Raw genomic sequence first — 19,469 nt, 5'->3', positions numbered from 1 at the left:
ATGGCGAAGCACCAGTTCCAGCGCGACGAAGACGGCGACATCGACGACTTCGCCTTCGACGTCGAGGAGCCCGGCATCGGCCACAACGGGCCGCGCTGCACCGTCTGCGGCGAATCCATCTGCCATCACTGCGAGCCGAAGCGGCTCGACGAGGAATGCCCAGGCAAGTGGATCCAGCCGTGGCCGAAGCCGGAGGCGAGGACGGTATGACCGGGCAGCAGCGCGGCGACGAGGGCTGGGAGCAGCGCATGTCCGAGCGGGCCAAGGCCCGGGCGGCCATCGCCGAGGCCGAGCAGATCACCCGCGACGCAGCCGAAGGCCGCGACGACGACGAGGATGACGGCTGGCTGACGATCATCCCGGGCAGCCCGGACGGATGGCGACGAACCCGAGGTCTCCGTCGGTACGTCGTGCGCGACGGCCGCCTCATGCGACTCCCGGACGGGGAATGATGGGCGGCATGACCCCCCTCGTGGAGCTCAAGCACTGGAGCGTCAACCGCGGCGTGTACGGCGGGACCCGCATGGAGCTGGTGGCCACCGCCCGGGCCTGGCTGCCCGAGTGGTACGTCCGGCGTCGGACGCTCTTGCTCGCCGCACGCGCCGTGAAGTCCGCCCCCGTGCCGCTGCCGAAAGTTCCGCTCGACTCGGTGACGAAGAAGCGGCGCGGCGACGTGACCGAGTGGACGTTCGTCTACGAGCCGGAGCTCCGGTCCACCTTGCTCTTGCCCGGTGGGGTCGGGGCGGTGCTCGACGAGTAGCATCTGCCTCGTGACCGGCGAACCGTCCGCCACCCCGCCGGTGCTGTACGGCAGCGACATCACCTGGGCCAGCACGGTCGTCCTCGCCTCCCCGGTGGACGATTCGGGCTGGTTGGGTCCGGGCGACGTCGATGATCGCGATGTCGATGACCTCCTGGACGACATCGACGGCCTGGTCGAGGAGTGGGAGCTGGGCGGCGACGCGATGCGGTGGTCACCCGAGGAGTAGCGTTTACGGCGATGGGCCGACGCGCTGGCCCAAGCCGCTCGGCGGCCAAGGTGCTACGCATCGCGCTTACGCATCGCGCTGAGGAACCCGGGATGCCCGCCGTACGGCGAGCGCCCGGGTTCCGCGTTTCCACGGCAACTCTTTCCGATCTGAAAATCGTTCGGTGGCGACCGCGTCACCCATCACGCTGGTTGACCCTATTCACAGCGGCATGAAAACGGGCTCCGCGCGCCTGAAGAATCACCCCCGAGAACGAAAGTTCCCGCAAGCTATCGGAACCCTGGGGGAGGTTCGTCCGCGCTCCAGCAACCCGCCCAGTAGCCGTATTCGCCAGCGCACCGAGACCGCCGGGAGGAGGATGATCCTCAGCCCCACGGCAACGGCGCGAGGGAGAGGTAGCGCAATGACGGAGCCCACGACGATCCAGGCCGTCATCAACGACGCCCTGCGCCACGTCGTAGCCGACCTGTTCCCCGGCTGGGCCTACAAGGACGGCGACCGGCTATGCATCCGCGAGCAGCCCGGTCAACACCGCACGCTGGCATGGATGGAACGAGGCGACCAGGTGTACCCGCCCACTGAGCTGGGAGACGACGCCACCCAGAAAATCCTCACCGCCATGCTCAAGCACGTGGAGCGCAAGTGAACGCCCCCACCAAGACCATCCTCACCATCGTCGTCACCGCCGCCTTATCCGGCGCCGCCACTATTGGCATCCTGCTCACCGCCGGCCTCCTCGACACCGACCGCACCCCGGCACCCATCGCCGAGGCGTGCCGCACCTTCATCACCGCCTACGATGACGCGGCCCGCGAAGCCAAACGCCAGAACGACAACACCCTGCAGACCGAGCTCGCCCACCCCTGGCGCGTCGCCGACGTCTGGAAGGCCAGGCACCAGGCCGCGCTCGAAGCCGCCGCCCTGAAGGTGCAGAACCTGTCCGGAGACTGGGGCAACGTCGCCTGGCGGATCGTTGAGGCCGCCACCGCCATGAACCCGAGGAACCTCGACACGGGCGCCGTCGACCAGGAGAACGCTCTGTCCGCCGCGCAGGCTGCATGCATCGGCAGGTGAATGGCGGGAAAACTGTCGGTCCTGATCTCTACCCTGACCCCATGAGCACCACCGACCCAGTACTCCGGGCCCTGGTCTTCGCCGTGGACACGGCGAAGGGGCAAATGGGCGTCACCCTTGCCGTGAACGGCGCGATCATCACAGGACTTCTGGTCTCTCCGGAAGAGTACGCCGATGCAGTGATGACGCAGATCCGCCGATCACGAGTCGAGGAGATACCCGAGGGGGAAGGGCTCGAAGTCTTCTTCACAGGTATCGCCAAGCGTGCGGAGGAGCGTCGCGAGCGCTACCGCGCCGCCGCGCTCGCCGGCGGCCTCGACTCCGACTCCGAGCCGGACCTCCCGGAGTACCTGCACCTCATCGATGCCTTCCCCGTCACCGGAGACCGCCTGCCGGGCGGTACCGGAGCGATCTGGAGGATCCGTCTCGCAGATATCAGCGGATGGACCATCGCCCAGATCGGCGCCTCCGGCAGATAAGAGGCGTGACGCCCGCTCAGCCCTGCCTTGATTGGCAGGGCTGAGCCCTCGGCGGGTAGTCGCACACAGAACTTGCGCAACACCCTGACCAGGTGCGACAGTAGGCAACTGAAAGTGGTGATCAGTGCCCTCGGAGCCCAACCGGCCCGGGGGTTTTCGCATCTCCAGGGGGTGAACACGCCGCCCGTGGACGACGACAAGCCCCAGCCGATCACCTACACGGCCGCCGCCGCGCGCCTGGACCGGTCACCCTCGACACTCCGCGACTGGGTCACCCGCTACGCCGCGCGCCGCATCGGCACCGTAGGCCGCAAGACCTACCTCGACTACCGCGACCTGGCGTTCATCGACGGCTGCATGCACCGCGGCGAACCAGTGCCTCCTACTCCTGAGGAGCGCGACCAGTTGCGCGCTGCGCGCCGGACCACCGCCCTCGCAGCCTAAGACGCGCTGGCCCCACCTCGCCCCGGGGCCGGCGCCACGGTCGCCCCGGTCCTTCCCCGTACCGGCGCGGCCCGGGCGGGCGCACCCTGATCTCGGAGCTGGGGGGCTCACCGGGATCCCGGGGCTTGCGCCCGCCCCACCCTGCTTCGCTCGCCGAACGACAGCCCACGGGCGGCGAGCCGAACACCACCTTGGCTGCGCGGTCAGTCTTCGACGCCGACCAGCGTCCAGCCGTCAGCGCGCTGCTCCAGCTCGACCACCGCATTCCGCCGCGCCCGGCGAGCACGCACCCGCCAGTGCCGCACCGTGAGCCGGTCGAGCGGCTTGCCCGCATGCTCCGGCTGCCACCACGGCAGCTGGGTCTCCCAGTGCGGGCCGAGAACCTCCACCACCAGATGCGTGTGGCCCCACGCCTGAAACCGGGCGGGTTCGCCGTCCTGGTTGACCTGCACCTTCGCGGGCTCTGCATACCTGCGCATTCGAACAATTCTCGAACACCCCACCTCTCCCGAGCAAGGAGGGCCCCAATGTCCACCGCCGACCGCGTGGCCGAGCTCCGCGCCCAGGCCGACGCCCTTGAGGCCCTCGCCGGGCTCGAAGCCGACCTCGCCGAAGCCAAGGCCGCCTACGACGCGAACCCGAACGAGGAGACCAAGGCCGCCCGCGACCAGGCGATGCAGGCCCTCCGCGACGCCCGCGCGCTCACCCGCACCGACGGCGTCTCCGTCGGCGGCGACGCCTACCAGGTCGAGGAGGACTAACCCATGGCCATCAACGGATCCGGCCTGTTCGTCTCCACGATCATCGACATCTTCGACGACACCCAGCTCGGCGTGGACCTGTCCAGCGAGACGCAGCTCAAGGCGGCTCTCTACCCCGGAACGATCACGCCGAACTACGATGCCGCCGCCGCGAGCGCCGCCTACGGCGCCGGCGTGTTCTCCGGCACGGAGATCACGGGCACCGGCTACACGGCCGGCGGGGTCACGGTTACCTCGACCACGGTCACCGGCTCTTCGGGTGTGCTGACGTTCGACGCGGCCGACTTGTCCTGGGCGTCCAGCACCCTGTCCGGTGTGCGCGGTGTGCTTATCTACGCCGACGGGCTGGCGGGGAAGAACGCGATCATCCTGGTGGACCTTGGAGCAAGCTACTCCACGAGCAACGGAACCCTGGCTGTGACCTGGGCCGCAGGCGGGATCTTCACTTTGGATCTTGTGCCCTAACCTGTGGAAACGTCGCCTGGCTCCGCTCTGGTCCCGTATGAGTGAGCTGGGGGGCGGGCTGTGACGACGTTCACCAACACGTTCTCCGGCGGCAGCAACGGCACCACGATCACCACCGGAAACTCGGGCGGCACCAACGGCGACGCATTCACCGGCACGACCGGCAGCCCCATCTACTCCAACACGTTCGCGACCGGCGCGCGGGCGCCGATGGCCGCCCAGTGCGCCACCGGCAACGAACTCAAGTGGATCTTCTCGGTCTCCACGGTCACGCGGACGGTGTATCTGCGGGCGTACGTCTACATGACGGCGTCGCCGACCAGCAAAGATTTCTTCATCTACAACGCCTTCCGGGTGTACATCGACACCTCGCGCAGGCTGTCGATCGGCAACAACAGCGGCGTCAACACCTCCTACGCGCAGCAGACCGGCTCGGTCCCGCTTAACCAGTGGTGCCGGATCGAGGCGAAGATCTTCCAGAGCAGCACGACGAACGCCAGCACGTGCGAGCTGCGCCGGTTCGACAACCCTGACTCCACTGTCGCGACCGAGACGACGACCGCCACCGGGATGACGATGCCCACCGCGCTGGCGACGGGCATCACCTTCTCCTACGGTGGCGGTCTGACCTGGAATTACGACGACCTCGGTGTCTCTGACACCGACTGGCTCGGCCCGGCTGTCACCAGCCTGGACGCGACGGCTACGCCGGGTGTGGTCGCCGCCACCAGCACGGCCCCGGCCGCGTCGGTCGCGATCGGTGCTGGCGCGTCCCCCTCCGTCGTCGCCGCGTCGGCGTCCATTCCCGGCCCAGGGGTCACCGCTGTCACCCGGGCGCAACCCGCAGCCGTCACGGCGTCCGCGACCATCCCGGGGCCCAACGTCACGGCAGTCACCCGCGCGACCCCGGGCGCGGTCAGCGCCACCACCTCGGTTCCGGCAGCGACCGCGAGGGCGGGTGCCAGCTCGTCCCCGGCCACGGCCTCCTCGGCCGCGGGCATCCCCGCGCCGTCGGCGGCAACTGGTTCGTCGGCCACCCCGGGCGTCGTCACTGCGACCTCGGCGGTCCCGGCGCCGGGCGTTGTCGCTGGCCAGACCGTCACCGCTCAGGCGGTCACCGCCACGGCGGCCATCCCCAGCCCGACCCCGTCGACGGGGCAGACATCCCAGCCCGGCACCCCTGGCCGCCAGCGTGGAGATCCCGCCCACGGCCACAGTCCAGGCGACCCCAGCCCCTGGCACGGTGGTCGGCGCCGCGGACGTCCCGGCACCGGACACCGCCGCGAGCTCCACGCCCACCCCCACGGTCGTGGACACCTTGGCGAGCGTCCCAACCCCGGGCATCTCGGCAGGGCAGACCGCAGCGCCCAACCTGGTGCAGGCGACCGCCGCGATCCCCGAGCCGGTGGGCAGCGCGGACTCGGCTGCCGTCCCTAACGTCATCACGGCCGCGGCCGCCATCCCGGCCCCGTCGATAACCAGCATCGCCATCCCGACCACGGTCACCACCGCAGCGGCCATCCCCACGGCGTCGGCCTCGGCCGGCCAGACCGCCGAGCCGGGCCCCGTGCAGGCCGCCGCCGCCGTTCCCTCTCCGCAGGTGGCGTACGGGCAGACGGCGACCCCGACCACCGTGGCCGCTGCTGCTGCAGTGCCCGCTCCGGCAGTGCAGTCGGGCAGCTCCAGCACCGCTACACCACCAACCGTGACAACCACGGCCGGCGCCCCGGCCCCGCAGGTCGCGGCCGACTCCACCCCCACCCCGGCCATCGTCCAGGCGATCGCCGCGGTCCCTGCCCCGGCCACGCAGTCGGGCAGCTCGACCACGGCGACGCCGCCCACTGTGACGGCAGCTGCGAGCGTCCCCGCCCCGGAAGCGTCAGCGGGAGCGTCGGCGAGCCCCGCTACTGTGGCGGCTACGGCATCCGTCGCGACGCCGGGCACCTCCGCAGGGGCAACAGCGGCCCCGGACACGGTCGGTGCACTCACAACCATCCCCGGACCAGACACCACCAGCGCGGCAACCGCCAACCCCGACACGGTGACCACCACCGGGGCGATCCCGGCCCCGACCGTGACCGCCGACGGCGGCACCACCGCCACACCCGGCACCGTCACCGCCGCGGCCGCCATCCCCGGCCCGAACGCCTCGACCGGCTCCAATGCGGCACCGGTCGTAGTGCTCGCCACCGCGGCGATCCCCACACCGGCGGGGGTCGCCCTGGTCGCCGCGACACCGGCCGCCGTCGCCGCGTACGCGGAGGTCCCGGCCGCGCTGGCCGCCTCCACCGCGCGGCCGACCACGGTGGCCTCGGTCTGCACGATCCCCACCCCGAGCACGACGGTGCCCGGCGTCGTGGACGACGTCACCATCCGACCCATCGCCACACGCAGGCTGTGGCGGGCCGGTACCGCGCGCCGGGCCTGGTCCGGGACCACCGAACGCGGCTGGAAGCACACGTAGACGAGGGAGGTGCCCCTGATGGTCGAGCGCTACCCGCGCGAATCGAAGGAGTACCTCCCCGTCGCCGTCGACGCGACCAGACCCTCACCGGCCTCCCGGTGGAGATGCAGGTCCTCCCCAACGGCGTCCGCCCCACCAGCAGCGGCTGGAAGCCGGCGGCCTGGGACACCGACGACGACGGCAACACCATCGCCAAGGTCCTGATCGGCCCCGGCACCAGCTTCGACTTCACCCTCGCGCCGGGCACCTACATCCCCTGGGTCCGCGTCACCGCCACCGACGAGACACCGGTCATCGAAGGCGACCCGGTCGACATCACATGACGACCGCCCTGCTGTCCGCCTGGGAGTACGCGGCCCGGCAGTTCGAACCGCCGAAGCCGCCGGAACGCAAGTGGGCTACCCCTGGCGCGCTGGCCTGCCAGCTCGACCGCACCACTGTCCAGACTCCCGCGCTGGAGCTGATCGACGCCGCGCTCGTCGACGTCGCCGAGGGCCGCTGCGACCGGCTCATGATCAGCGTCCCCCCGCAGGAGGGCAAGAGCGTCCGCATCAGCCGGCGCTTCCCCGAGTGGCTCCTCACTACCAACCCTGAACTCCGGCTCGCCATCGTCTCCTACGCCCACGGCGTCGCCCGCCGCCACGGCCGCGCCATCCGAGACGACATCACCAACCACAGCGAGCTGCTCGGCCTGACTGTCAACCCGAACTCCTCGGCCGCCCACGAATGGGAAGTCCAAGGCCACCAAGGCGGCGTCTACTGCGTCGGCATCAAGGGCTCCCTCACCTCCCGCCCCGTTGACGGGCTCATCGTCGACGACCCCTACAAGGACGGCGAGCAGGCCGACTCCGACGCCTGGCGCGAAACCGTCCGCGACTTCTGGACCGAGGTCGCCATCCCCCGCCTCGGCCCCGGCGCGTTCGTCGTCATCGTCCAAACCCGATGGCGCGACGACGACCTGTCCGGCTGGCTCAAAGACGAGGACGTCACCGGCCGGTGGCGGGTCATCAACATCCCCGCCCAAGCCGACCACAACCCCGCCAAGGGCGAGACCGACCCCCTCGGCCGGCAACCCGGCGAGTACCTCCTGTCGGCTCGCGGGCGCACGGTGGCCGAGTGGGAGACCAAGAAGCTCGAGGTCGGGTCCCGCACTTGGAACGCCCTCTACCAGGGCCGCCCGGCGCCGGCGGAGGGCGGCATCTTCAAACGGGAGTGGTGGCGCGAATACCGCGACGCCCGCTGGATCGTCCGCGACGACGGCTCGCACTGGGTCATCGGTGCTGACGAGGTCTGCGCGTCGTGGGACATGGCCTTCAAGGACACCGACGCCTCTGACTTCGTCGTCGGCCAGGTGTGGGCACGCTTCGGGCTGCAGGCGTACCTGCTGGACCAGGTCCGCGGGCGGATGTCGTTCGTCGAGACCCGCAAGGCGGTCAAGGAACTGGCCGCCAAGTGGCCGCAGGCGGTTGCCAAGTACGTCGAGGACAAGGCGAACGGCACTGCCGTCATCAACAGCTTGGCCCGGTCGGTGGCCGGCCTGATCCCGGTCGAGCCCGAGGGCGGGAAGGCCGCGCGGGCGTCGGCGGTCGCGCCGTTCGTGGAGGCTGGCCAGGTGTTTCTCCCCGCGCCGTCGCTCGCGCCGTGGGTCGGGGCGTACCGCGAGGAGCACGCCAGCTTCCCGAGGGGCAGCCACGATGACCAGGTCGACGCTACCTCCCAGGCGTTGAACCGGCTGCTGCTGGCGCCGCTGCTGTCCGGTGACGACCTGGTTGAGGACGAGGACCTGGACCAGGAGCTCGACGGATATGAGATCTCGCCTTATTGAGCAGGAAGGGAGGGCGCCCTGATGGCCATGTTCGCCGCCCTGAGGGAATCGTTCGTCCTGCCCATCCGCGAAGGGATCGCACGCCTGGCCGGTAACGCCGACCTGGCCGAGCAGATTCGGCAGGAGCGGGCCGACAACGCCTGGCTTCGCGAGACCATCGGCGACCTCGAGAACCGCATGTACGAGCCTGGGTGGCTTCGCATGACCGCCCAGGCCGAGCAGGAGTTCTCAAGGGACGGCCTGCGGCAGATCACCGCCGTGGCCCGCGTCATGACCCTCAAGTCGCCCATCTTGAAGCGCGGCCTGGCCCTGCGCACGGCGTACGTGTGGGGGCAGGGCGTCACCATCGTCGCCCGCGACAAGCGCGTCAACGAGGTCGTGCAACGCTTCTTGAGCGACCCGGGGAACCGGCGCGCCCTGTCCGGCGACCAGGCCCACGAGACCCTCGAACGCGCACTGTTCACGGACGGCAACGTGCTGTTCGCGTGCTTCACCAACCCGCGCACCGGCCGTGTTCAGGTGCGGCGCCTGCCGTGGGATGAGATCACCGACGTCATCACGAACCCGGACGACGCCTCGGAGCCGTGGTACTACCAGCAGGACGGCTGGACCGAGCGGCTCGACCCGACGTCGGGTGCGGTCATCACCGAGCGGCGGATCGTGTTCTACCCCGCCCTCGGCTACAAGCCTGCGAGCCGGCCGAGGACGCTGCGTGGCCGTGACGGTTCCGTCGGCCCGGTGCGGTGGGACGCCCCCGTCTACCACGTTAAGGTCGGCGGCCACGACGGATGGAAGTTCGGCCTCGGCGACGCCTACGCGGCGATCGACTGGGCCCAGGCGTACAAGGACTTCCTCACCGACTGGGCCCGCCTGATCAAGGCCCTGTCGCGGTTCGCGTGGAGGCTCACCACCAAGGGGAGCAAGCAGGCCGCCGCCCGGGCCCGCGTCGCCGCCGCACCCACCCGCGACCCGGTCAGCGGGGATGCGCAGCACGCCGGCGCGACCGCCATCATGACCCCCGACATGGCCCTGGAAGCCGTGCCCAAGAGCGGGGCGACGATCGACTCGGAGTCGGGCCGGCCGCTGGCGGCGATGACCGCCGCGGCGCTCGACGTGCCCGTGACGATGCTCCTCGGCGACCCCGGCACCACCGGCGCCCGCGCCACCGCGGAGACCTTGGACACGCCGACCGAGCGGACCATGGAACTGCGGCAGGGCGTGTGGGCCGACGCCTTCCGGGCGATCCTCGCCCACGTGATCCTGGAGTCCGTCCGCGCCGTCAACGGCCTGCTGAAGGGCACCATCGAGACGGACCCGTACGACGGGCGGGAGACCGTCCGGCTGCGCGGCGGCGCCGACGACACCATCGACATCAGCTTCCCGGACATCGACGACGTGGCCACCTCCGCGCTGGTGGACGCCATCGTCAAGGCCGACTCGACGTCGCACCTGCCGCCGCTGGTCGTCGCCAGGTTGCTGCTGGAGGCCCTCGGCGTGAAGGACGTCGACGGCATCCTGGCCAAGCTCACCGGGCCGGACGGCGAGTTCATCCCGCCCTCGGCCTCGGCCGGTCAGGCTGCGGCGGACGCGTTCCGCCGCGGGCAGGACCCGGCGAGCGTGGTGGGGAATGCTCCGCCGGAATCGCCGACCGAGGGTGACAGCCCGGACCAGGGCTCAGCGGATGATGCGCAGGTGAGCGAGGCCGCGGCCGGGCACATCCGTGGCATCACCCACGGCAGGGAGGACACCTACCGGGCGCTCCGCCGCCAGGGCTACAGCAAGGCCAAGGCCGCGCGCATCGCGAACGCGGGTCGCACGCATGAACAGCGTTCCCGTATGAGTCGCAAGGCTGCGAGGACGAGGAAGGCCCGGGGCGGCAGGTAGGCGACTGTGAGGCGCATGAGACGAGGTGACCGCGTTGCCGATCACCCGCAACACCCTGCGCCTCATCGCCCGCATGCGCGCAGCCGTCGACCGCATCACCGACGACCTCACCCGCGCCCTGACCACCTCCTGGGTGCTGGCCTGGGACGACCTCGCGCCGCTGTTCCTCGCCGCCGTGCAGGAGCTCCTGACCACTCACCCCGAGCAGTGGCCAGCGCGCGGCACCGTGCTCCGCGCACAGCGCACCCTCCACGCCCTGGAGCAGACCGGCATCGCGTTGGAGCGGCTCGCTACCCAGGTCCGCCGCGACATCCCCACCGCCGCTCGTGAGGCGGCCACCATCGGCCTCGACGGCCAGACCGACATCGTGTCCTCCCAGCTGCCGTACGGCACCACCCTCCCGGCCGCCGCCCGCCACCGGCAGCACCAGGCCGACGCCGTCGACGCGATCGTCCGCCGCACCGCCGAGCAGGTCACCGTCCGCTCGTGGCGGCTGGAGGCCGACGCCACCGAGGCCATGAAGCGCGAGCTCGTCCGCGGAGTGGTGACGGGGGACAACCCGCGCGACGCAGCCCGCGCGATGGTGAAACGGGTCGAAGGCCAGTTCAACGGCGGACTCAGCAGGGCCATGGTGATCGCGAGGACCGAGGTCATCGACGCGCACCGCCAGGCCGCCGAGGTCGGCCAGCAGGACCACGCCGACGTCCTGGACGGCTGGATCTGGCACGCCGAGGTCACCGGGCCGAGCCGCACGCGTACGTGCCCCTCCTGCTGGGCCAAGCACGGGACCTTGCACCCGATGTCCGAGCCCGGCCCGCTCGACCACCACCAGGGCCGCTGCTCCCGCACGCCGAAGACCAAGAGCTGGGCCGACCTCGGGTTCACCATCGACGAGCCGCCGGACGAGCTGCCCGACGCCCGCGCGATCTTCGACAGCCTGCCCCGTGAGGAGCAGCTGAAGATCATGGGCCCGGCCCGCCTCCAACTCCTGGACGACGACGCGATCGAGTGGGCCGACCTGTCCACTCGCCGCTCGACGGAAGGGTGGCGCGACGCCTTCCACGTCACCCCCGTCGCCGACCTCGCCAAGGACTCCTGATCAGAAGTGGATAACCGGCGGGATCGGCACGGCCACCGGCTCGTCCTGACCATCCCACGTCAGCCACATCTCACCAGGCGACTCCACTTGCCAGGCCTGAATGAGCAGGAACTCGAGCGACTCGCCAGCGCGCACGGCTGCATTCTCGGGGAGGTAGCGCGCGAGGCCTCCAAACGGCTCCGGATCGGCCGTCACCCCGGTAGCCGTCCGAGTCCCAGTGTTCCGCAGCCGGTACTGCGCCTCTTGGACGTGCTCAATCTTCCAGGTGATGTCACCGGCGGGCTTCTTACGCGGCGCGTTGCGGATCTCGGAGACCTCGACCTCCGGCACCTCCGCTGCTTGCTCGCTAAGGGCGGCGGACTTCTCTGCGGCGTTCGCGGAACGGATCGCGGCCTCGGTGGCCTTCTCGGTCGCGATAGCTGCTCGGCGCTGCCACTTCAACCCGCGCCAGGCGACCACAAACGCCCCGAGTGACACCACGAGGGCCGCCCACGCGACAACGTCGCCGAAGGCGAGCTTGGACTGCTTGATCCATTCGATGATCTCGTGCATGCGCGGACTGTAGACCCCCGGACCTCTTTACGTCCTCTCCCGCCACGAACACCCGTAAGGAGGCATGATGCCCGAGCTGTCCGCGCTCGCCGAGCGCGTGTCCCTGGCCGAGGCGGCCGGCGGCGCCGTACCGAAGCGTCGCCGGTTCCGTGCGCGGCTGATCGCCGGGGACATCCAGGGCAGCTCCGGCTACTACCCGGCGCAGATGCTGCGCGAGAGCGCCTCCGCCTTCGGCAGTGGCCTGCCGATGTTCATCGACCACCCGAGCATCAGCGAGGCCCACGACCGGCCCGAACGGTCCGTGCGTGACCTCGCCGGCCGCCTCGCCTCCGACGCCCGCTACGAGGCGGATGGCCTGTACGCCGACGTCGAGGTCTACCCGCACTGGGCGCCGATCATCGAGGCCATGGCCGACGACATCGGCCTGTCCATCCGGGCGGCCGGCACCGTCGAGGCCTCCACCGACGACCGCATCCGCGGGCCGATCGTCACCCGGATCAGTGAAGCCCAGTCGGTGGACTTCGTCACCGCGGCCGGTGCCGGGGGGAAGCTCGTGCAGCTGCTGGAGTCGGCCCGCGCCCGCGCGCTTGAGGAGCGGGGGACATGGCGGGAGGGGGACCACCCGCGCGGCTACCACGGCCGGTTCGGCCACGGCGGAGGCTCGCCGAGCAACCACACCAGCGGCGGGGGCGGCGGCCGCGCCGGCGACTCCCCGGCGGGGGGCGGGCCCAGCCGCCCCGACTCTGGAGCGAGTGGCGAGAAGGGGATGCCGAAGGTCCTTGCCAGCGCCGAAGTGCCCCTGAAGTCCGGCGGCACCCTCAAGCTCGACCGCGAGCACGACGGCGACCGCATCACCCTCACCCACGGCGACCACAGCACCTCCCTCAGCAGGGACGGCGCCCACAAGCTCGCCCGTGAGCTGACCCTCGCGGACGACTGGGGCACCGGCGAGGAAGACACCTTCGACGGCGCCGGACACATCCGCAAGACCGGTCCCGGCGCCTACGACGTCACCTTGCCCGACGGGACGAAGCTCACCATGAGCCGCCGCGACGCGGTGAAGTTCGAGCAGACCCTCGAAGGGCTGGACGCCTCCTCCCGAGTGGACACTGGCAACGGCGACCTGGACGTCTTCTCCCCGGGCCGGGGCAAAATCGGCTACCGGCACCTCGGCGACGACGGAAGCCCGGTCGAGGTGGTGTTCGACCGGAAGTCCTACCGGAAGATCAGCGACACGATCGACCGGATCATCGACGATGTCGACGCCCCCGACGTCACCAAGCCGGTCACCCGCCGGGAGATCAGCACCAACGCCGGGAAGGTCAGCGTCGAGCTGTTCGGCAAGTGGGGCGGCCGGAACCCCGGGGATCGTCTGGAGATCATGCCGGTCGACGGCGACCCCGGCTGGGGCATGGTCATCGACGGGCCGCAGCAGCGGGACTGGGCGGACGCGAACGACCGGATCATGCAAGAGGCCGCCGGCGCCAAGCCGGGCCCGGGCGTGCGGTTGGTCGAGGCGAAGGTGTCCGACACCCCGTGGTCGAACTTCGGCCAGGGCGACTACGACATCGGGCAGTGGCGCCGAGCGTGCCTGATCGGCCCCACGGAGCAGTCCGACAGCAAGGCGGACTATGCGCTGCCGGTGCGCGAGCCGGACGGCACGCTCAACCGCAACGCGGTCCACACCGCCGCCTCGCGCATCAAGCAGGTGAAGACCGACCCGGCGGCCAAGCGCGCCGCCGCGCGCAAGCTCGTGCGGCTGTATGGCCAGCTCGGCGAGGACCCGCCGGCCGCGCTGCTCGACCTCGCCGGCATGCGGCGGAAGACCACGACGAAGGAGTCCGCGATGCCCCAGCGTGACCTGCTTGAGGCGCGCACGATCGGCGCGTGGGTGGAGTCCCGCCTGCACCTGGCCCTCACCACGCTCGGTGACGACATGTACGGCGACGGTCGGCTCACCCGCGAGGAACGCAAGATCCTGTCGTCTGCGGTTGGCGCCGCGCTGGACGCCTTCAGCGCGGCGATCGAGGACGCCGCGCCGCAGCTGTACGAGCGGGGCCCGTACGACGACCCCGACAACGCCGACCAGGCGGACGCGGAGATGTCGGAGTCCGCGCGGCGTCTCGCCGAGGCGGCCGGGATCACCGCCAACGACCTCCGCGACGCCCTGTGCGCCGCCGTACGGGACGTCTACGGCGGTGAGGGCATCTGGGTCTGGGTCCGCGACCACACCGACGAGTGGGTTGTGTTCTCGATGGAGGACAACGCCCCAGGCGACGCGGACCTGTTCCAGCAGACCTACACCCTCGACGCCGGGCGGGTGACGTTGACCGGCGACCCGGTCGAGGTCCGCGCCGTCACCACCTACGAACCCCAGCCCGAGCAGGAGCCGGAGACCGGCTCCGAGCCCGCCAAGACCGGCCCGCCCGTGAGCGAGGCCACCGCGAAGACCGCGCCGGGCACCGCGCCCGAACCCGCACCACATGAACGGAGGGCACGATGCCCGAACTGACCGAGGAGCAGGCCCGGCAGCTCGCCGAGGCCGCGACCCTGAGCACCCAGCTCCAGGAGGCCATGGTCCGCCTGGACCAGGCCGGCACGCAGATCGCCCAGCTCACCGAGCGGGCCGACGCCGCCGACGCCCGCGCCGCCGAGGCCAACGCCAAGGCCCAGCGGCTGGAGAACACCGAGGCCGCCCGCACGATGGTCACCGAGGCGCTCAAGACCAGCGGCATCCCGGAGACCAGCCACGCCCGCTTCACCGAGTCGGTCCTGCGCGACCTGCCGACCACCGACACGGGCGCCCTCGACACCACTGCCTTCAAGGCCGTGGTCGAATCGGCCATCACCGACAAGAAGACCGAGATCGCGGGCCTCCTCGAGGCGGTCGGTGTCGGCCACGTCCGCGGCCTCGGTGAGTCCCTCACCGACACCGTCGTGGAGGAGGCCAGCGCCGAGCAGGTCACCAACAGCCTCGTCGAGTCCTACAAGGCCCGCGGGCTGAACGAGGAAGCCGCCCGCCTGGCCGCCGCCGGCCGCCCGCTCTAAAAAGGAGACCACCACCGTGGCAACCAACATCGTCTTCGAGGACGGCGACCAGCTCCGCGTCGTCTGCACCGCACCCACCACCCCCGCCTCCGGCGACCCCGTCCTGGTCGGCCAGCTCCCCGGCGTGGCCCTCACCGACGAGGACGACGACGGCTACACCACCGTCAAGTTCAACGGCGTCGCCGAACTCGCCGTGAAGGGCGAGACGACCACCAACGCCGCCGTCGCCGCGGGCGACATCCTGTACTACGACGCCGGGGTGATCAACAAGGACTCCACCAACGGAGTCCGCTTCGGCTACGCCCTCGGCGCGGTGTCCAGCGGCGCCACCACCAAGATCCGCGTGAAGATCGGCTACTGAGGAGACACCCGCCGTGAGCACCCTGTTCACCCCGTCGATCGAGCGGATCGACGCCCAGACCGCCACCATCAACTCCATGTTCGGCGGCGAGCGCAAGGTCTCCGCCCCCCGCCGCGGCCCCAAGTGGGAAGCCGCCGTCCTGGAGGCCGAGCGGTTCGTCACCGACATCCGCTACGGCCGCCGCCCCCTGTCGCACTTCCAGGAGGCCATGAGCACCAGCGACTTCCCGCTGCTGTTCGCCGACTCCCTGGACCGGCAGCTGTACGGCGCCTACCAGGCCACCATCCCGACCTGGCGCAACTACGCCCGCGCGGCCACCGTGAACGACTTCCGGCCGGTCAAGCGGTTCGCCACCTCCGGCGTGCGGGGCCTGCTGAAGAAGGTCGGCGAGCTCGCCGAGCACGAGCGCCGCTCGCAGACCGAGGCCGAGTACGAGTACAAGGTCGACAAGTACGAGGCCGGGTTCGCCCTGTCCTGGGAAGCGATGATCAACGACGACCTCAACGCGTTCATGCGCCTCCCGCAGGACCTCGCCGACTCCGCGGTCGACAGCGAGGAGGAGTTCGTCACCCGCCTGTTCGTCGACGCCAACGGCCCCCACGCCTCGGTCTACACCGGCGGCAACAACAACACCCTGCCGGGCAACCCGCCCCTCACCCGGGACGCGCTGCAGATGGCGATCACCAAGCTGATGAAGCGTAAGGACGCCAACGGCAACCCGATCGTCGTCAAGGGCGTCCGCCTGGTCGTCGGCACCGGCCTCGCGCTGACGGCGCAGGAGATCATCGACACCACCGAGTACCGGGTGGTCGAGGGCAACGGCAACGTCCGGATCGTCAAGGGCAACGGTGTCGCCGCGAACCTCGGCATCGACGTCAACTACTGGATCGACTCGGTCGCCACGTCGGCGAACGCCGACACCTCCTGGTGGGTGTTCGCCGACCCGAACGGCGCCCGCCCGGCACTGGAGTTCGGCCGCCTGCGCGGGTATGAGGCGCCGGCGCTGTACGAGAAGATCCCGGACATGCGCCGGATCGGCGGTGGCGAGGAGCCGGTGAGCTTCGACACCGAGGCGCAGGAGAAGAAGATCAAGCACGTCTACGGGGGCGCTGTCGTCGACCCGCAGATGAGCGTGGCGTCGAACGGCTCCGGCAGCTGATGTCGGATCTGCCTCCCGGGGTGACCCGCGACCAGCAGCTGCTGCGCGCGGTGTGCGACCGGTTGGACGCGCAGAACGAGCTACTCGCGCAGATCCGTGACCGCCTCCCCGAACCCGCCCGGATCTCTTTCTCGGGCGGGCAAGTGGAGCTGCGCGAGCCGGCCTCCCCACCGTCCGGGCCGGACGGCGGAGGTGCGGCCGACACCGCGCCGACGACGCCCGCCACGCCTGCCCGGCGGGCACGTAAGCCCTCTGGCAAGGCCGCAACGGCCAGCAAGGAGACCCCATGACAGCGCCTCGGGCCGCCTACTACGGCACCAAGCCGGTCAAGCTGACCGCGTCCGCCGACCTGGACTTCGCATCGATCGCCGCCGGCGCCGTGGGCACCGCCTCGGTCACGGTGACCGGTGCGAAGGTGGGCGACGTGGTCGCGCTCGGCGCCCCGTCCGGGGTCAACGCCAGCCTGATCTGGTCCGGCTACGTATCCGCGGCGAACACGGTCACCATCCGCCTGTACAACCCCACCGGCGGGGCAATCGACCCCGCGTCGGCGACGTGGAAGGTCGCCGTCTTCCAGTAGAAGGGGGGCGCGGTGATCGACTACAGCACCGATACCGGCCGGGTCCGGCTGCTCATCCCCGACACCGACGAGCAGAACCTACTGCTGAACGACGAGCAGATCCGCGCGTTCCTGACCCTGGAAGGCGGCGCGGTCAAACTCGCCGCCGCCCAGGCCCTGGATGCGATCGCCTCCTCCGAGGCGCTCATCAGCAAGAAGCTCACCACCATCGACGGCGCGTCCACGGACGGCCCGGCTGTGGCGGCGGAGCTCCGCGCCCGAGCCCAAGCGCTGCGGGAGCAGGTGGCCGAAGGCTCTGGGGACGACGCCGGCGGGTTTGACATCGTGGATTTCGACCCGTTCTCCGCGTACCGAACTCACTGGTGAACGGGGGTGATGGTCGTGCCGCTGGCTGGTCACCGTCCGGTGCCCGCGCGGTGGTCGGAGCATCATCGCCCCGTTTCGACGGGGCTGCAGACGGCCCGGTGCACGATCACCCGCTCCACCGGCGGCGGCAGCCTGGACGGGTCGAACGTGTGGCACCCGGACGATCCTGAGGTGGTGTACAGGGGGCCGTGCCGGGTCGGCTCCGCCGACGCGGCCAGCCCGCAGACCGTGGGCGACCAGGCGATCTCCGACACCACCCACACCGTCGCGATCGAATGGGACGCCGCTGAGGTCCTCGAGGGCGACATCGTCACCATCAACTCGGCCGTCGACCTCGGTTTGGTCGGCAAGCAGCTGCGGGTCACCAACGCTCGCTACGGCTCGGAGCAGTGGGAGCGGGTGCTGGCCTGCACCGACGACATCACCCGACGGGAGGTGGCCTGATGGACATCTCGTGGGACACCTCGGAGGTTGACGAGCTGATCGTCCACCTCGCCGCCGCCGGGCCGAAGGCCGACCAGCTCTGCTCGCTCGTCGTCCGGAAGACCGGCTTCGACACCGTCGCGGGTGCGCAGGACCGCGTCCCGGTCGACACCGGCCACCTGAAGTCGACCATCGGCGCGCCGGACTTCTTCGACGACCCGCACGGGTTCGAGGCGGGGCCCACGGCCTCCTACGGGGCCGACGTCGAGTACGGCACCAAGCCGCACGAGATCCGCGCCCGGAATGCGAAGGCGCTGCACTGGGTCGACGACGAAGGGAACGACATCTTCCGAAAGCGGGTGTGGCACCCCGGCACCAGCCCGCAGCCGTACATGCGGCCCGCGTTCGAGAAGGCGATCGAACCGCTGCCGGAGATCCTGGCGCAGGTCGGGGAGAAGGCCCTCGGTGGCTGACCAGATCGCCCCGTCAGCGCCGCACACGGCCGCCGTCCTCGCTGCCCTGGAGGAAGCGGGCATCGTGGCCGGGCGCGCGGTCAAGCCGGACGGCGGGGGCTGGGCGGGTGAGCCCGGCCACTCGGACTACGTGCCGTACGCCGTCGTCTACCCCTCGCCCGGGGTGCCGGACGGCAACATCGCCGAACCGCTTGAGTATCTGGACTACTCGGCGCAGATCTCCTGCTGGGGCACGACGGAGGAGCAGGTGGAGATGTTCGCCGACGATGTGCGGGCAGCGCTCATCGGCCGAATCTTGAGCGTGCCCGGCCGCTCCTGCTACCGGGTGCAGCAGCCGCCCGGCTCCCCGCCGGTGCAGCGTTTCGACCAGCCGCCCCCGGCCGAGTACCGCGCCGTGGTGGAGATCGCCTTCCGCTCCCAAGCCGCCTGACCCCGCCCTGATCCGTGGCCCGCCACCCCCTGCTGGTGCGCGGGCTGTTTCGCATGCCCTCAAGGAGCCCACCTTGGCAACGCGCTCACCACAGACGCCCACCTTCGAAGGCGCGGCGCTCACCCTCTACAACGCGGCCTCCGGCGACAAGGTCCAGGGAGTCCGCCAGCCCACCCGGATGCTCGTCGTCAACGGCTCCGGCTCGCCGGTCACGCTGACCGTCGCGGTACCCGGCAACACCGGGTACGGCGTGGCCAAGCCGGACAAGACGTTCACCATCGGCGCGGGCACCTCGCACATCCTCACCCTGCTACCGGAGTACCGCGACCCCGCCGACTCCAACCTGATCGCCCTGTCGTGGTCGAGCACCACGACCGTGACGTGGGCGGTGATCGGCTGATGGCCCGCCGCATGATCCCCGTCCAGCACAGGACCACGGGCGAGAAGACCACCGTCAGCGAGCAGGCGTACGGCTACTTTGCCGCGCACTACAAGCGCCTCGACCAGCCCGACGCCGAGCAGCCCACACCGGACGCCGAGAAGCCCGCCGAGCAGACGAGCGAGCCCGCCCCGGCCGACGAGCCCTCCGCCAC

The 19,469-nt window shown here is 70.7% G+C and carries 30 protein-coding genes; 28 read left to right on the top strand and 2 right to left on the bottom strand.

Translation table 11 applies throughout. From position 1 onward, the window contains the following. From B1L11_RS06515 to B1L11_RS06480, 8 genes are all read left to right on the top strand, one after another. The gene (locus tag B1L11_RS06515) at positions 1-210 is read left to right on the top strand and encodes a hypothetical protein (RefSeq protein WP_143737052.1); all 210 of its coding nucleotides are present in this window, start codon (positions 1-3) and stop codon (positions 208-210) included. Then, on the top strand, positions 180-452 hold the full coding sequence (locus B1L11_RS06510) for a hypothetical protein (protein ID WP_179155006.1): 273 nt from the start codon (positions 180-182) through the stop codon (positions 450-452). The genes B1L11_RS06515 and B1L11_RS06510 overlap by 31 nt, the downstream gene beginning before the upstream one ends. Positions 453-460: 8 nt before the next feature. Continuing rightward, positions 461-760, top strand: a complete 300-nt coding sequence (locus tag B1L11_RS06505; protein ID WP_143737050.1) for a hypothetical protein — start codon at positions 461-463, stop codon at positions 758-760. Between the two features lie 10 nt (positions 761-770). Beyond that, entirely contained in the window at positions 771-989 is a 219-nt protein-coding gene (locus tag B1L11_RS06500; RefSeq protein WP_079313642.1) for a hypothetical protein, read from the top strand. 403 nt (positions 990-1,392) lie between these two features. Further along, positions 1,393-1,635, top strand: a complete 243-nt coding sequence (locus B1L11_RS06495) for a hypothetical protein (protein WP_079313641.1) — start codon at positions 1,393-1,395, stop codon at positions 1,633-1,635. Beyond that, positions 1,632-2,063, top strand: a complete 432-nt coding sequence (locus B1L11_RS06490) for a hypothetical protein (RefSeq protein WP_079313640.1) — start codon at positions 1,632-1,634, stop codon at positions 2,061-2,063. The genes B1L11_RS06495 and B1L11_RS06490 overlap by 4 nt, the downstream gene beginning before the upstream one ends. 41 nt (positions 2,064-2,104) lie before the next feature. Next, positions 2,105-2,542, top strand: a complete 438-nt coding sequence (locus tag B1L11_RS06485; RefSeq protein WP_079313639.1) for a hypothetical protein — start codon at positions 2,105-2,107, stop codon at positions 2,540-2,542. A gap of 171 nt (positions 2,543-2,713) precedes the next feature. Then, a complete protein-coding gene (locus tag B1L11_RS06480; protein WP_079313638.1) occupies positions 2,714-2,986 on the top strand; it encodes a helix-turn-helix domain-containing protein in 273 nt (90 codons plus the stop codon). A 203-nt stretch (positions 2,987-3,189) separates the two neighbouring features. Here the strand turns inward: B1L11_RS06480 and B1L11_RS06475 are convergent, their stop codons facing one another. Continuing rightward, positions 3,190-3,465, bottom strand: a complete 276-nt coding sequence (locus B1L11_RS06475) for a hypothetical protein (protein ID WP_079313637.1) — start codon at positions 3,463-3,465, stop codon at positions 3,190-3,192. Between the two features lie 48 nt (positions 3,466-3,513). Between B1L11_RS06475 and B1L11_RS06470 the strand changes: the two genes are divergently transcribed. The 8 genes from B1L11_RS06470 (at position 3,514) to B1L11_RS06435 (ending at position 11,484) form a co-directional block, all read left to right on the top strand. Further along, positions 3,514-3,747: a hypothetical protein gene (locus B1L11_RS06470; protein WP_079313636.1), complete on the top strand. Its 234-nt coding sequence runs from the start codon at positions 3,514-3,516 to the stop codon at positions 3,745-3,747. A gap of 3 nt (positions 3,748-3,750) precedes the next feature. Further along, a complete protein-coding gene (locus tag B1L11_RS06465) occupies positions 3,751-4,212 on the top strand; it encodes a hypothetical protein (protein WP_079313635.1) in 462 nt (153 codons plus the stop codon). A gap of 60 nt (positions 4,213-4,272) precedes the next feature. Continuing rightward, the gene (locus B1L11_RS06460; RefSeq protein WP_079313634.1) at positions 4,273-5,649 is read left to right on the top strand and encodes a hypothetical protein; all 1,377 of its coding nucleotides are present in this window, start codon (positions 4,273-4,275) and stop codon (positions 5,647-5,649) included. Then, entirely contained in the window at positions 5,618-6,676 is a 1,059-nt protein-coding gene (locus B1L11_RS46535) for a hypothetical protein (protein ID WP_179155005.1), read from the top strand. Before B1L11_RS06460 ends, B1L11_RS46535 begins: the two co-directional genes overlap by 32 nt. A gap of 98 nt (positions 6,677-6,774) precedes the next feature. Next, complete coding sequence (locus B1L11_RS06450; RefSeq protein WP_079313632.1) at positions 6,775-6,999, top strand: hypothetical protein; 225 nt, start codon at positions 6,775-6,777, stop codon at positions 6,997-6,999. Further along, positions 6,996-8,501, top strand: coding sequence for a phage terminase large subunit (gene terL, locus B1L11_RS06445; protein ID WP_143737049.1), 1,506 nt, complete (start codon positions 6,996-6,998; stop codon positions 8,499-8,501). Before B1L11_RS06450 ends, terL begins: the two co-directional genes overlap by 4 nt. Before the next feature lie 21 nt (positions 8,502-8,522). Continuing rightward, on the top strand, positions 8,523-10,385 hold the full coding sequence (locus tag B1L11_RS06440) for a hypothetical protein (protein WP_079313631.1): 1,863 nt from the start codon (positions 8,523-8,525) through the stop codon (positions 10,383-10,385). A gap of 25 nt (positions 10,386-10,410) precedes the next feature. Next, positions 10,411-11,484 carry a phage minor head protein gene (locus B1L11_RS06435; RefSeq protein WP_079313630.1) on the top strand — a complete coding sequence of 358 codons (1,074 nt, stop codon included), beginning with the start codon at positions 10,411-10,413 and terminating at the stop codon, positions 11,482-11,484. On the opposite strand, the gene B1L11_RS06430 is transcribed toward B1L11_RS06435, so the two are convergent. Next, positions 11,485-12,036 (bottom strand): hypothetical protein, encoded by a 552-nt coding sequence (locus B1L11_RS06430; protein WP_079313629.1) that lies wholly within the window; start codon positions 12,034-12,036, stop codon positions 11,485-11,487. 64 nt (positions 12,037-12,100) lie between these two features. Between B1L11_RS06430 and B1L11_RS46530 the strand changes: the two genes are divergently transcribed. The 12 genes from B1L11_RS46530 to B1L11_RS06370 all read left to right on the top strand — a co-directional run. Beyond that, positions 12,101-14,548, top strand: coding sequence for a hypothetical protein (locus B1L11_RS46530; RefSeq protein ID WP_179155004.1), 2,448 nt, complete (start codon positions 12,101-12,103; stop codon positions 14,546-14,548). Then, complete coding sequence (locus B1L11_RS06420; protein WP_079313628.1) at positions 14,536-15,084, top strand: hypothetical protein; 549 nt, start codon at positions 14,536-14,538, stop codon at positions 15,082-15,084. Before B1L11_RS46530 ends, B1L11_RS06420 begins: the two co-directional genes overlap by 13 nt. A gap of 16 nt (positions 15,085-15,100) precedes the next feature. Then, positions 15,101-15,445, top strand: a complete 345-nt coding sequence (locus B1L11_RS06415; protein WP_079313627.1) for a DUF2190 family protein — start codon at positions 15,101-15,103, stop codon at positions 15,443-15,445. Between the two features lie 13 nt (positions 15,446-15,458). Further along, on the top strand, positions 15,459-16,604 hold the full coding sequence (locus tag B1L11_RS06410) for a hypothetical protein (protein WP_079313626.1): 1,146 nt from the start codon (positions 15,459-15,461) through the stop codon (positions 16,602-16,604). Continuing rightward, on the top strand, positions 16,604-16,894 hold the full coding sequence (locus tag B1L11_RS06405; RefSeq protein ID WP_079313625.1) for a hypothetical protein: 291 nt from the start codon (positions 16,604-16,606) through the stop codon (positions 16,892-16,894). The genes B1L11_RS06410 and B1L11_RS06405 overlap by 1 nt, the downstream gene beginning before the upstream one ends. Further along, entirely contained in the window at positions 16,891-17,184 is a 294-nt protein-coding gene (locus tag B1L11_RS06400) for a hypothetical protein (protein ID WP_079313624.1), read from the top strand. The genes B1L11_RS06405 and B1L11_RS06400 overlap by 4 nt, the downstream gene beginning before the upstream one ends. Before the next feature lie 12 nt (positions 17,185-17,196). Beyond that, a complete protein-coding gene (locus tag B1L11_RS06395; protein ID WP_079313623.1) occupies positions 17,197-17,550 on the top strand; it encodes a hypothetical protein in 354 nt (117 codons plus the stop codon). Between the two features lie 9 nt (positions 17,551-17,559). Next, positions 17,560-17,994, top strand: coding sequence for a DUF6093 family protein (locus B1L11_RS06390; RefSeq protein WP_079313622.1), 435 nt, complete (start codon positions 17,560-17,562; stop codon positions 17,992-17,994). Continuing rightward, entirely contained in the window at positions 17,994-18,446 is a 453-nt protein-coding gene (locus B1L11_RS06385) for an HK97 gp10 family phage protein (protein ID WP_079313621.1), read from the top strand. Before B1L11_RS06390 ends, B1L11_RS06385 begins: the two co-directional genes overlap by 1 nt. Beyond that, positions 18,439-18,876, top strand: a complete 438-nt coding sequence (locus B1L11_RS06380) for a hypothetical protein (protein ID WP_079313620.1) — start codon at positions 18,439-18,441, stop codon at positions 18,874-18,876. Before B1L11_RS06385 ends, B1L11_RS06380 begins: the two co-directional genes overlap by 8 nt. Positions 18,877-18,949: 73 nt before the next feature. Next, a complete protein-coding gene (locus B1L11_RS06375; RefSeq protein WP_079313619.1) occupies positions 18,950-19,276 on the top strand; it encodes a hypothetical protein in 327 nt (108 codons plus the stop codon). After that, a partial coding sequence (locus B1L11_RS06370) for a hypothetical protein (protein ID WP_179155003.1) occupies positions 19,276-19,469 on the top strand: 194 nt, incomplete at its 3' end. The genes B1L11_RS06375 and B1L11_RS06370, both read left to right, overlap by 1 nt.

This window comes from Microbispora sp. GKU 823 (assembly GCF_002027145.1).
Taxonomy (GTDB): domain Bacteria; phylum Actinomycetota; class Actinomycetes; order Streptosporangiales; family Streptosporangiaceae; genus Microbispora; species Microbispora siamensis.
This window is presented reverse-complemented; position numbering and strand designations above follow the sequence as displayed.

Excerpts from the sequence above, each read along its gene's own strand:
- B1L11_RS06430 (WP_079313629.1), bottom strand. The coding sequence starts at position 12,036 with ATGCACGAGATCATCGAATGGATCAAGCAGTCCAAGCTCGCCTTCGGC.
- B1L11_RS06495 (WP_079313641.1), top strand. The coding sequence starts at position 1,393 with ATGACGGAGCCCACGACGATCCAGGCCGTCATCAACGACGCCCTGCGC.
- B1L11_RS06475 (WP_079313637.1), bottom strand. The coding sequence starts at position 3,465 with ATGCGCAGGTATGCAGAGCCCGCGAAGGTGCAGGTCAACCAGGACGGC.
- B1L11_RS06385 (WP_079313621.1), top strand. The coding sequence starts at position 17,994 with ATGGACATCTCGTGGGACACCTCGGAGGTTGACGAGCTGATCGTCCAC.
- B1L11_RS06400 (WP_079313624.1), top strand. The coding sequence starts at position 16,891 with ATGACAGCGCCTCGGGCCGCCTACTACGGCACCAAGCCGGTCAAGCTG.
- B1L11_RS06515 (WP_143737052.1), top strand. The coding sequence starts at position 1 with ATGGCGAAGCACCAGTTCCAGCGCGACGAAGACGGCGACATCGACGAC.
- B1L11_RS06420 (WP_079313628.1), top strand. The coding sequence starts at position 14,536 with ATGCCCGAACTGACCGAGGAGCAGGCCCGGCAGCTCGCCGAGGCCGCG.
- B1L11_RS06390 (WP_079313622.1), top strand. The coding sequence starts at position 17,560 with ATGGTCGTGCCGCTGGCTGGTCACCGTCCGGTGCCCGCGCGGTGGTCG.
- B1L11_RS06470 (WP_079313636.1), top strand. The coding sequence starts at position 3,514 with ATGTCCACCGCCGACCGCGTGGCCGAGCTCCGCGCCCAGGCCGACGCC.
- B1L11_RS06505 (WP_143737050.1), top strand. The coding sequence starts at position 461 with ATGACCCCCCTCGTGGAGCTCAAGCACTGGAGCGTCAACCGCGGCGTG.
- terL (WP_143737049.1), top strand. The coding sequence starts at position 6,996 with ATGACGACCGCCCTGCTGTCCGCCTGGGAGTACGCGGCCCGGCAGTTC.
- B1L11_RS06465 (WP_079313635.1), top strand. The coding sequence starts at position 3,751 with ATGGCCATCAACGGATCCGGCCTGTTCGTCTCCACGATCATCGACATC.
- B1L11_RS06485 (WP_079313639.1), top strand. The coding sequence starts at position 2,105 with ATGAGCACCACCGACCCAGTACTCCGGGCCCTGGTCTTCGCCGTGGAC.
- B1L11_RS06440 (WP_079313631.1), top strand. The coding sequence starts at position 8,523 with ATGGCCATGTTCGCCGCCCTGAGGGAATCGTTCGTCCTGCCCATCCGC.
- B1L11_RS06405 (WP_079313625.1), top strand. The coding sequence starts at position 16,604 with ATGTCGGATCTGCCTCCCGGGGTGACCCGCGACCAGCAGCTGCTGCGC.
- B1L11_RS46530 (WP_179155004.1), top strand. The coding sequence starts at position 12,101 with ATGATGCCCGAGCTGTCCGCGCTCGCCGAGCGCGTGTCCCTGGCCGAG.